11 protein-coding genes are annotated in these 10,970 nt (G+C 39.4%); 8 read left to right on the top strand and 3 right to left on the bottom strand.

Annotated features, from left to right (window positions below; all coding sequences use genetic code 11):
• The first annotated feature begins 42 nt into the window (after nucleotides 1-42).
• From K7887_RS10690 to K7887_RS10675, 4 genes are all read left to right on the top strand, one after another.
• Nucleotides 43-846, top strand: coding sequence for an RDD family protein (locus K7887_RS10690; RefSeq protein ID WP_223493494.1), 804 nt, complete (start codon nucleotides 43-45; stop codon nucleotides 844-846).
• Nucleotides 847-1,210: 364 nt separating this feature from the next.
• Nucleotides 1,211-2,227: a nuclease-related domain-containing protein gene (locus tag K7887_RS10685; RefSeq protein WP_223493493.1), complete on the top strand. Its 1,017-nt coding sequence runs from the start codon at nucleotides 1,211-1,213 to the stop codon at nucleotides 2,225-2,227.
• Between the two features lie 41 nt (nucleotides 2,228-2,268).
• Entirely contained in the window at nucleotides 2,269-3,246 is a 978-nt protein-coding gene (locus K7887_RS10680) for a ring-cleaving dioxygenase (RefSeq protein WP_399209692.1), read from the top strand.
• Nucleotides 3,247-3,379: 133 nt separating this feature from the next.
• Nucleotides 3,380-4,168, top strand: coding sequence for a cupin domain-containing protein (locus tag K7887_RS10675; protein ID WP_223493491.1), 789 nt, complete (start codon nucleotides 3,380-3,382; stop codon nucleotides 4,166-4,168).
• 73 nt (nucleotides 4,169-4,241) lie between these two features.
• Here K7887_RS10675 and K7887_RS10670 read toward each other — a convergent pair whose 3' ends face one another.
• From K7887_RS10670 to K7887_RS10660, 3 genes are all read right to left on the bottom strand, one after another.
• Nucleotides 4,242-4,382, bottom strand: a complete 141-nt coding sequence (locus tag K7887_RS10670; RefSeq protein ID WP_223493490.1) for a hypothetical protein — start codon at nucleotides 4,380-4,382, stop codon at nucleotides 4,242-4,244.
• Between the two features lie 98 nt (nucleotides 4,383-4,480).
• A complete protein-coding gene (locus K7887_RS10665; RefSeq protein ID WP_223493489.1) occupies nucleotides 4,481-5,353 on the bottom strand; it encodes a DUF3307 domain-containing protein in 873 nt (290 codons plus the stop codon).
• 25 nt (nucleotides 5,354-5,378) lie between these two features.
• On the bottom strand, nucleotides 5,379-6,125 hold the full coding sequence (locus K7887_RS10660) for a helix-turn-helix domain-containing protein (RefSeq protein ID WP_223493488.1): 747 nt from the start codon (nucleotides 6,123-6,125) through the stop codon (nucleotides 5,379-5,381).
• Between the two features lie 232 nt (nucleotides 6,126-6,357).
• Here K7887_RS10660 and K7887_RS10655 point away from each other — a divergent pair, with 232 nt between their 5' ends.
• The 4 genes from K7887_RS10655 to K7887_RS10640 all read left to right on the top strand — a co-directional run bounded on the left by K7887_RS10655 (nucleotide 6,358) and on the right by K7887_RS10640 (nucleotide 10,798).
• Nucleotides 6,358-7,614, top strand: a complete 1,257-nt coding sequence (locus K7887_RS10655; RefSeq protein WP_223493487.1) for a YeeE/YedE family protein — start codon at nucleotides 6,358-6,360, stop codon at nucleotides 7,612-7,614.
• A gap of 260 nt (nucleotides 7,615-7,874) precedes the next feature.
• A complete protein-coding gene (locus K7887_RS10650) occupies nucleotides 7,875-9,515 on the top strand; it encodes an ATP-binding protein (protein WP_223493486.1) in 1,641 nt (546 codons plus the stop codon).
• Entirely contained in the window at nucleotides 9,487-10,176 is a 690-nt protein-coding gene (locus K7887_RS10645) for a response regulator (protein WP_223493485.1), read from the top strand. The genes K7887_RS10650 and K7887_RS10645 overlap by 29 nt, the downstream gene beginning before the upstream one ends.
• A gap of 4 nt (nucleotides 10,177-10,180) precedes the next feature.
• On the top strand, nucleotides 10,181-10,798 hold the full coding sequence (locus K7887_RS10640; RefSeq protein ID WP_223493484.1) for an NUDIX hydrolase: 618 nt from the start codon (nucleotides 10,181-10,183) through the stop codon (nucleotides 10,796-10,798).
• Nucleotides 10,799-10,970 lie beyond the last annotated feature (172 nt).

Below are 10,970 nucleotides of genomic sequence, written 5' to 3'. Positions count from 1 at the left end.
ACACCTTAAAGTAAAATTTATCCATAGAAAGTGGGAATCAACTTGAAGACAGAACAAGTAGATATAAAAACTCCCGAATATGTTTCTTTGCAGTTTCACTCTGCTGGCTTAGGTAGCCGTGCAGCAGCCTTTATACTTGATACCATATTGTTGGTGATTGTAAATATATTAATTGTCATTGCACTAATTTTAGGATTGAATGCAAGTATATTTGAGTATGTTGAAACGGACATGCCATCTTATATGTTTGCAGGAGTTATCATACTGATGTTTTTATTGAATTGGAGCTATTACTTCTTGCTTGAGTATTTTACAGGGGGAAGAACATTTGGGAAAAAGATGCTTGGGATCCGTGTCATTCAAGAAAATGGGCACAGCATCACCTTGCTTTCCAGCTTAATCCGTAACTTTCTGCGAATCATTGATATGTTACCTGCGAACTATCTAGTTGGAATGCTGATGATCTTCTTCCATTCCAAGCATAAACGATTAGGGGACCTCGTAGCCGGTACCATCGTGGTGCATGAAAGAAGAGGGAAGAAGAAAAAGAAAGCTTCCAAGCTGGATAAACTAATTGATGAAAAAGGACTTAACGCTGAGGGTGGTCTCGTAGAAGAATGGGCCCTGAAATCCCTTGGAGCAAAAGAATGGAAGCTTTTAAAGACTTATGCGGACCGTCTTGATTCTTTATCTACGGACGATCGGATCGTTCTAACTCGTAAAATGGCAGATATCTTATTTCCTAAGATCGGGCTTGATCCTTCTAGTAAACATTACGATGAGTTGGAAGATATGTTACTGGTGCTTTATTTGCAGATGAAGGACGAGTGGGAGTATGAGTTGTAGGGGGAAGAATTTGACGCTTTTCCGGTTTGCGGCTCTGTCTGGGCGACGGGGGGAGGATTAGCTTGAGGAGGGGGGATTTTTCGATTTGCAGCTTTGACTTGGGTGAGAAGAGAAGCAGGAGCTGGGCGGATTTTTCCTATAATTGGGATTCGCCCGATTACTTGCAATTTTCGCCCGTAAAGTTGAAATATCGCCCGTAAATCTTAAAAATCGCCCGATTCCTCTGCATTTTCGCCCGTATTTTCTAAAAATCGCCCGTAAATTGAAATTATCGCCCGATTTCCAAAACCGGCCAAATTTCTAAGCGACACTCCACCGCAAAAGTGGTATGATTTTACTAATAAATCAGCTTAGGAGGTTACAAATGATAATAAAAGAGAGAGAGATTCCTTCCAATCTATTATTTTTGCAAGCTATTGAGAGACGCCTCGAAAATGATCACCTCTCGATGCCGCGAGTAAAGGAAGTGATAGCCAAGCAAATAAAAGGGTATAAAGGCGAAAGTGCCATTGACTACCCCTTAAGCATCCTTCCTGATCAAGACTTCCATATTCTACATTCCGTCAGTTTACAATGCCAGAATCAAAACTTTCATATTGATACCTTACTTCTATCCAATAACTTCATATCCCTATTGGAGGTGAAAAATATGGGTGGGACAATACATTTTGACAGGAAATTCAATCAGCTGACTCAGACATATATGGGTAATGTGAAATATTATCAGTGTCCAATCATACAGGTCAATAATCAAGAAAGACTACTCAAGCAATGGATGGAACAGTTTGGCTTCCCACAAATACCAATCACTTCTTTCGTAGTTATCTCAAACCCGTCTTGCATGATTCAAGTCGACCCTGGAGATAAGTCAACCAACCAAAAGGTCATCCACGGTCATTATCTTCCTACAAAAATCGAACAACAAAAAGCAATCTCCAATAGACAAAGCCTTTCCACCATAGAAATACAAAACCTGGCCCACACCATTATTGAGCATCATAAATCTAAACTAACCCTCACTCTAAAACAGCTAAACATTACTCCAAGTGAACTTTTATTAGGTGTACAATGCTCGTACTGCCTGGCTATCCCAATGCAAAGGACTCATTCTTATTGGTGTTGTCCTAAGTGCAACAATAAATCAAAAGACGCGCATATCCCGGCTTTAAGTGATTACTGTTTATTATTCAACGAGACAATATCCAATAAAGAGGCTAGAGAGTTTCTACTTGTCCCGTCCACTAATGTCATGAAAAGGATCTTGACTTCCACTGGACTTCAAACGATTGGAAACACCAGGTCTATAAAATACAACCTCTATCCTCTCATCAATTTGACATCTCCATCCAACCGCGATATAATTATCTCGAATTCAAGATAAATAACTTAATAACATTTAAATTAAAAGGGGAGATCCTTATGATAAACGGACTAAAAGGGATTCATCACGTCACAGCAATAACCAGCAGCGCAGAAAAGAACTACGAATTTTTTACCTATGTGTTAGGGATGAGACTTGTAAAAAAGACAGTGAACCAAGATGACATTCAAACGTACCATTTATTTTTTGCTGACGACAAGGGAAGCCCGGGAACAGACATGACATTCTTTGATTTTCCAGGCATTCCAAAAGGAAGCCACGGTACAAATGAAATTTTCAGAACTGGTTTCAGAGTACCATCAGACAAGGCATTAGCATATTGGGTAGATCGTTTTGACCGCTTAAACGTAAAGCATGATGGCATCAAGGATCAGTTTGGGACAAAGACACTTTCCTTTGTAGATTTTGATGACCAACAATACCAATTAGTTTCTGATGAAAATAACAAAGGGGTAGAGCCGGGCACGCCATGGCAGAAGGGGCCGATTCCTTTAGAATATGCAATCACGGGGCTGGGGCCTCTCCATATTCGTGTTGCAAATTTTGATTTCTTTAAGGAAGTTCTAGAAAAAGTTCTTCTATTTAAAGAAATTGCTCATGACGGAGAAACACATTTGTTTGAGGTAGGAGAAGGGGGTAACGGGGCCCAGCTGGTTGTAGAGCATAATGATAGACTTCCTCAAGCGCAGCAAGGATTCGGGACCGTGCATCATGCTGCATTCCGAGTAGAGGACCGCTCTGTTATCGATGAGTGGGATGCCAGATTAAAAGGGTTTGGCTTTAACACATCAGGACATGTGGACCGTTATTTCTTTGAATCCTTGTACGCACGTGTTGCTCCACAGATACTGTTTGAGTTTGCAACGGACGGTCCTGGCTTCATGGGGGATGAGCCATATGAAACTTTAGGAGAGAAACTTTCTTTGCCACCGTTTCTTGAACCGAAACGCGAACAAATCGAAAAGCTTGTCAGACCGATTGATACCGTAAGAAGTACAAAGGACTTTAAAAAAGAATAACCAAACTCGAGCCTATTTCTTTTAACGAGAAATAGGTCTTTTTATTTGTTCGAAATTAAACCAACCCATACAACGTACATTCCTTGTGAAAATGAATAGGATAATTTAATGAATTTTAAAAGGAGATGAAAGAATGTATTATCCTTCAAATAATTATCCATATCCTTATACTGTAAATCCATATGCTTACAACTATATGAGAAACAGTTATTGGCCATACCCAAACACGTATAATACTTATCATTTGCAAAACAATTTCAGAGCAATTGAATTAAAGGATTATGGTCCAAATCCATTTGCAGAAGATATTAACGAACTAACCTTGCAAAACAATAACTTTCGAACAGCTTTATGGACGGGATCACAGTTTCAGATTACTTTAATGAGTTTAAAGCCTGGAGAAGATATAGGGTTGGAAATGCATCCCGATGTTGATCAATTCCTGCGTTTAGAGCAAGGAGAGGGAATCGTTCAAATGGGAAAAAATAAAAATGAATTTACGTTTGAAAAAATGGTTTCAGACGACTATGCAGTAGTGATTCCTGCCGGCACTTGGCATAACCTTACAAATACCGGAAATGTTCCACTGAAACTGTACTCTATTTATGCGCCGCCAAATCATCCGTTCGGTACGGTTCATGCTACCAAGGCTGATGCGGAGGCAACGGAAGAGAATGGAGAAGGGCCACCAGTTATTGATGGGAAAACACCGGATGAATGGGTGCAGTATACTGAGTTTTTGGTGAATGAAGGACTGGAAGATGTTAAAAGAGGAATAAATGCGGTTCACATTCTGCAAGAATTTATTTTAATGGGTGTACTTGTAGGGAAGGGATATTCGCCGAAAAAAGCCTATGAAACAGTAGAAGAGTGGGAGCGAACTGGGGAATCTAAACTTCTTCAGCAAAGCAAAAATATGTAGGGTAGAACAGCACCGTTTTTGACGGTGCTGTTTTCCATGCCAATCTAAAAATCATCTAAATGGCTGACTAATATCAGTCAATCAGATCATCCAAGCGGCGGGCTACTTTTTTGATTACTCTCTTGGCCATTTGTGTTCTTCTTTCCAAGTAATCTTCTCCCTCTTCGATCAGGTTTTCACCTAATCTTGTGACATAGCGGTAATAACGCAACATGTTGTCACCCCCTTTGTTTCTATCATATGAGAGATGATAGAATCGGACAGGGTGTATACCTTCTTTCTATTATTTTTTTCATATCTATTAATTTTTTACTAGTAAGAACCGAAGAATACAATTTTCAACAACACTCCATAGATGATTGCAAAAAGAAAGGAAGTTAGGGTCCCCAGTAAAAAATACTCCGCCCAATCCCGGTCATCCATCTGCTTGAATCGTGTAAGGGATTTGGCTGCGACAATAAATCCAACTGCAGAAAAAGAACCCATCAATATTAACGCCACCACCAATAGACGTTCCAGATAGCCGATCACTTTTCCTCTAGAAAGATCTTGGTGTTTCATGACCATATATGTATATTCCTCTGACATGTTCTTTTCACTATTGGGACTGATGGCAAGATCCTTTAATGTGTATTTGCCTTCAAAAAGGGAAATATGTTTAGTGAGGGAACCAAGCATGATCCTAATTAGATGGCCTGTAACAGTTGTACATAGTATCAACATAATTACTAGAAATAAGAGACCTTCCAACAAACCAAGCTCTGGTCGCATGCCTTCTTTTAAGTTGAACAATACTAAAACAGTATGAAACATAGCCTGTAAATCTACTTGTAAAGTAAAATAGCATACTGCCAAAATAGTAATTACGTGCAAAATTTGATCTACTATAAATAATCCAAGATTCCAGGCATTTTTCTGTACTAATTTATTCGTTTTTTCCTGCAAAATAATCTTTAAGTAATCGATGGCCCCGTGAATTCCCACTAATAGGATGGTGGGCAACAAGACCTCCCTAATTAAATCATTTCCTTGATAGAAATAGATGATAAGGAGGAGAAAAAGCATAACAACAGCATGGTGAAATAAATGGAGCTTTAAGAACTTCCGTTTTTCCTTCACCATGTGCTCTGTCTGAAAATAAAAATCTGCAATTAAATGGGCTAAGATAAGGGAAAGGAATATCATTTCAAACGCTCCTTGCTATATATAATCATATAGAAATGATCGCATCGATATTTTTATAAAGCTCATTTTTAATGGTTTGAGTCAACTCTTTCGTAATATTATGTGGTTGGTTCCCAAAGCTTTTTGTTTCTAACTTGTCCAAGGTTTCTTGGAGTGTGTATAAGGTATTCAATATTATCTCACAATTCCCTTTCTTATAGTGACTGGAGATAGTAGAAGGAGACTTATTTACTAGCCTTGCTATGGCTTTTTGCTCATCAAGAATGGCGTACAGCCTGGAAATTAATTGTTGCAATGACGTTTGGTCACTCATGAATTTATGTTGATAGGATAAAAGCAAATTTGCCATTTCTAATGACGTGTCTTCAATGGATGCCTCACCGGGAAGCAACAACATAGATGAACGCTGGGAGGAGTGCTTTATTTTTTCGTTGGCCAGCCTTGCCTGGCGCATTAATGGATGATTCCATTTATCTAAATCAATCTGCTGTAAGCTTGTATCAACCGTTCCAAACGTGATTCCGAAGTAGGGTGGCTGTTCTTTGTATTTCCATATTTGGCTTATATAGAATGCCACTGTATATGCGGTAGAGTAATGATCAAACAGCCCGACAATTTCGTCTCCAAGTCGGTGTCTCACCTGTGCATGGGGGAGACCTCTCGTCCACCTTTTCACAAAGCCTTCCACTTCTCCTAAATAGGACGTTATTTCGTCCCAATTTTTTGATGAGTTTGTCACATCCATCATAAAAATGGATATTGGGTGCTTCATCTTTTCTCACTCCTTTCAAAAAGAATTCCACATTAGTTTAATTCAATTCGACTAAATAATCAACTTACAGAGATTTCGATAGATTAATCGAATTATAGATAAGTAGATAAAAAAGTCAAACTTTTAGAGAAATATAGAATACAAGCAGAAAGGTTTACAAGTAGTTGGAAAGAAGTTATCATGTGAACAATTAATAATTCCGATAAAAACAATATGAAAAGGTGTGATTGATTTGGCGGAAACAACTTTTAATACTGTTCAACAACATGAAAAGCAACTAACAACTATTGTTGCTAAATTGAATCCTATCCAAAAACCTTTCTTAACGATTGGTGTAATGGCTAGCATCATACTTTTAATAGCAATTGTTGCCACAACAGATTGGATTCAAGGGACTTTATATATTATTGGATTGGCCCTGGGTGTAACACTATTGCATGCACGCTTTGGGTTCACATCTGCATTCAGACGCTTGATGTCAGTAGGTAATGTACAGGGACTTCAAGCGCACATGGTGATGCTGGCGGTTGCAACGACATTGTTTGCCATCATATTAAGTACTGGCTTCAGTTTTACTGGAAATACACCCGCAGGCTATGTATCGCCTGTAGGAGTTAGTGTGTTAGTCGGTGCATTCATGTTTGGAATCGGGATGCAGCTTGGCAGTGGTTGCGCATCCGGAACCCTTTATTCGGTGGGGGGAGGGTCTTCATCGATGATCTTGACACTAATGTCGTTCATCGTTGGATCTGTCATTGGAGCTTACCACTTTACGTTTTGGATGGAAGGTACCCCGGCACTTCCGCCGATTTCCATTGCGGAATCGACCGACCTTGGCTTCTTTGGGGGCTGGGCGGTTCAGATGGCACTTTTTGCGGGCATTTACTGGTTAACTGTTCAAATTGCTAAGCGAAAAAACCCGCCAAGTATGAAACCATTGGCAACAACAACTGGTTGGAAAAAGGTAGTACGCGGTTCTTGGCCTTTATTTGCGGCTGCTATCATTTTGGCACTTCTAAACGCTCTTACTTTAGCAGTACGAGGAAACCCTTGGGGAATTACTTCAGCATTCGCCCTTTGGGGAGGAAAGGCATTAATGTTAGTAGGAATAGATGTTTCAAGCTGGGGATATTTTACCGGAGCAAACGGAGAAGCTTTAACACAGACGGTCCTTGCTGATTCAACAAGTGTGATGAACTTTGGAATCATCTTAGGAGCATTTATTGCTGCAAGTGCACAAGGTACTTTTAAACCTAAGAAAATCAAACCTGGCATTGCAGGAGCTTCTATTGTTGGTGGTTTATTAATGGGCTACGGTGCAAGACTTGCCTTTGGTTGTAATATTGGAGCATACTTTGGAGGAATTGCTTCCTTCAGTTTACACGGTTGGGTATGGATGGTCATGGCTATGCTTGGAACATTACTGGCGTTATTTATCAGACCATTATTCGGGTTAAAGAACCCTAAGCCAACAGATTCAGTATGTTAACTATTCAAAGCGACTCGCTATACGGGTCGCTTTTTTTTGAGAAAAACAGGAGTGGGAAATAATTTTAGAAAAGTTTTCTTAAATCCGAGACGTTATTATTTCAGAAAAACACTCATAAAGAAGTAGATTTTTTTGTTGTTATCCTACTAAAACTTTAGAGGTTTTTGCCGATAGATTATTTCCCATACCCTAAATATCGAAATACATAGAATAATTAAACCAATTATTATAAAATAATAGGAACTCAGGGGGAGATCTTGATGAGACATAAAATAAAACCGGTGCGTCTGCAAACAAAGCTAATCATTCTCATTGTGACGCTACTTATCGGCATTATCGTTTTGATATGCGGCGTTTTCTTTTACTTAGAGATGAAAGAGTTTAAAACCAATACAGGAAACCGAGCACTCCAAATAGCCAAAACAATCTCCTTTATGCCAGAGGTACAAGAAGCAATGGATTCGGACAAAGCAAGTGATACGCTCCAACCGCTTACATTGAAAATCCAGCAGGAGATAGACGCGCAATTTGTGGTGATCGGAGATGCTCAAGGCCTTCGTTATACACATCCTGATACCGATAAAATCGGCCAACAGATGGTGGGGGGAGATAATATAAGGGCTTTGGAAGAAGGGAAAGCTTATATATCGGAAGCGACAGGTTCACTAGGGTTATCCATCAGAGGGAAAGCTCCTATTATTTCAAATGATGGAACGGTCATCGGAGTTGTATCGGTCGGTTTTCTCATGGAGAATTTAAAAAGCCGGATGGAAGAAAAGTTGGTGGAAATATCGTTGATTGCTCTGTTGGCAGTAAATGTCGGAGTGGTTGGAGGGTATCTGCTTGCTAGAAACATACGAAAAGATATCCTCGGTCTGGAACCCCATGAAATCGCTTCCTTGTACAGGGAAAGAAATGCCATCCTAAAATCAGTAAAAGAGGGCATTATTGCTGTTGACGCAAATGGGTTCGTTACCATGGTTAACCCTTCAGCGCTTGATATATTAGAGCTGCGTGAAGAAGAACTGATACATAAACAAATAACCGACATCGTACCTGATACAGATATTATGGAGGTTGCCCGAACAGGACATGCGCAGGAAAACAAAGAAATCTACTTATTTGATAAAGATGTAATTGTAAACAGGATTCCTATTATGGAAAAAGAAATCGTGGTAGGAGTAGTGTCCAGCTTTCGAGATAAAACAGATATGAAAAAGTTGCTACATACTCTTGTAGAGGTAAAGAAATATTCAGAGGAGTTGCGAGCTCAGACCCACGAATTTACTAATAAACTTTACGTTTTATCAGGGATGTTGGAGTTAGGAAAATTTGAAGAAGCATTAGACTGGATCAAGAAAGAATATATGGTTAATCAGGCACGCAATGATATTCTATTTGACAGGATAAAGGACGAAAAACTTCAGGCCATCCTGCTAGGGAAGCTTGCTGTCGCATCAGAAAAGAAGAAACTTCTCCAACTAAATGAAGAAAGTTCAGTCCAGTTAATCACCCGTAATATAGAGCTCTCTAGCTTAGTGGCCATTGTTGGTAATTTAATAGATAATGCGTTGGAGGCCGTGGAGACAAGAGAGGATGGAATTGTATCCTTTTTCGCTATTGATTATGGAAACGACTTAATTTTGGAGATAAGTGATAATGGACCAGGTTTTCAAGAAGGAACAATAGATTTAATTTTCGGGAAGGGATACAGTACCAAACAAGCTGATCAGCCAAGGGGATACGGCCTTGCTATTGTCAAGAAAGAGGTAGAACAGCTTGGCGGAACGGTAGAAGTTCAAAGAACCTCGGACAATACAACGGTGTTTACCGTATACCTCCCTAAAAACAAAACATATGGGGGTGAAAGAAATGATAAACGTGGCAATAGCAGAGGATGATTTTCGGGTTGCGGGCATTCATGAGCAATTCTTAGAAAAAATTGAAGGAGTAAGGGTGGTCAATAAAGCTCTAAATGCAGCTCAAACCATGGACAAACTTGCAATTGGGGAAATCGATCTTATCCTCTTGGATAATTTCATGCCTGATGAAAGCGGAGCTTCCCTGCTACCACTCATCCGCGATAGATTCCCCGAGGTGGACATCATCATGATAACTGCAGCAACAGAAAAAGCGGTGGTGGAAGCGGCTCTGAAATATGGGGTGGTTGATTACTTAATCAAACCGGTAACATTTGAAAGGTTTCAACATGCCATAAAAACATATCTTGAGAGAAAAGCTTTCATAAAAGAGAATGAATCATATGATCAAAAAGTTATAGATCAGTTTTTTCATAGAAACGGGTTGATGGAAACTGAGAAACAAAAGGATTCTTTACCCAAGGGAATCGACCAATTAACCTTGGAAAAAGTGGAAGGCCTATTAGATAATCATAGCCATAATGGATGGACAGCGGAACAAATGGGAGAATTGATGGGGGCATCCCGGACAACAGCAAGGCGGTACCTTGAGTACTTGATTTCTCTGGATAAAGCAAAAGCTGAGTTGGAGTACGGCTTGGTAGGCAGACCTGAAAGAAAATACTATCGGATAGGATTATGAGACAATGGAGCAATTAAAAGTTTTCAATAAGGAAAGAACATACCTGGGCACTGCATCAAGAGATGAAGTACATATTAAGGGACATTGGCACGAGACTTTTCACTGCTGGATAAAGGCTGAGATAAACGGCAAAGAATATCTTTACTTTCAACTGAGAAGCAAGGAAAAGAAAGATTATCCAGGCTTATTGGATATCACAGCAGCCGGACATCTGTTATCACATGAAAACGTGGAAGATGGGGTAAGGGAGGTAGAAGAGGAAATAGGGATAAAAGTTGGCATGGATGAACTGTCTTACCTGGGTGTCATCCCTTATGAAAAAGAATTGGAAGATTTTATCGATAGAGAGCATGCCCATGTTTATCTGTTAAAGCGGTACATACCCTTAGAGTCATTTACTCTGCAAACAGAAGAGGTTAGTGGGATTTTTATCGTTCCTTTAGAAGACTTTTACCAACTATGGTTTGGGAATATGACGGATGTATCAATCGAAGGGATAAAGGAAAATGCTCACGGCGAAAGAGTTAAGATTACTATGAAGGTGGATAAAAAAATGTTTGTTCCACACAATGATACTTTTTACAAAGAAACATTGGAGGCACTAAAATCAGTTAAGCCTTAAAAGATGCAAAATAAAGAGGTTGTCCTAAAGGAAATTTCCTAAGGGCAGCCTCTTTTATTTGGTCATTTGATAAAACTTCCTGTGAACAAAATGAACAAAATAACCAATAAATCTTTTATAACGCTAATTTTGTAAACGGTTACATTTATAAGAATATTCTTTACAATCAATT

Source organism: Sutcliffiella horikoshii (genome assembly GCF_019931755.1).
GTDB lineage: Bacteria > Bacillota > Bacilli > Bacillales > Bacillaceae_I > Sutcliffiella_A > Sutcliffiella_A horikoshii_E.
This window is presented reverse-complemented; position numbering and strand designations above follow the sequence as displayed.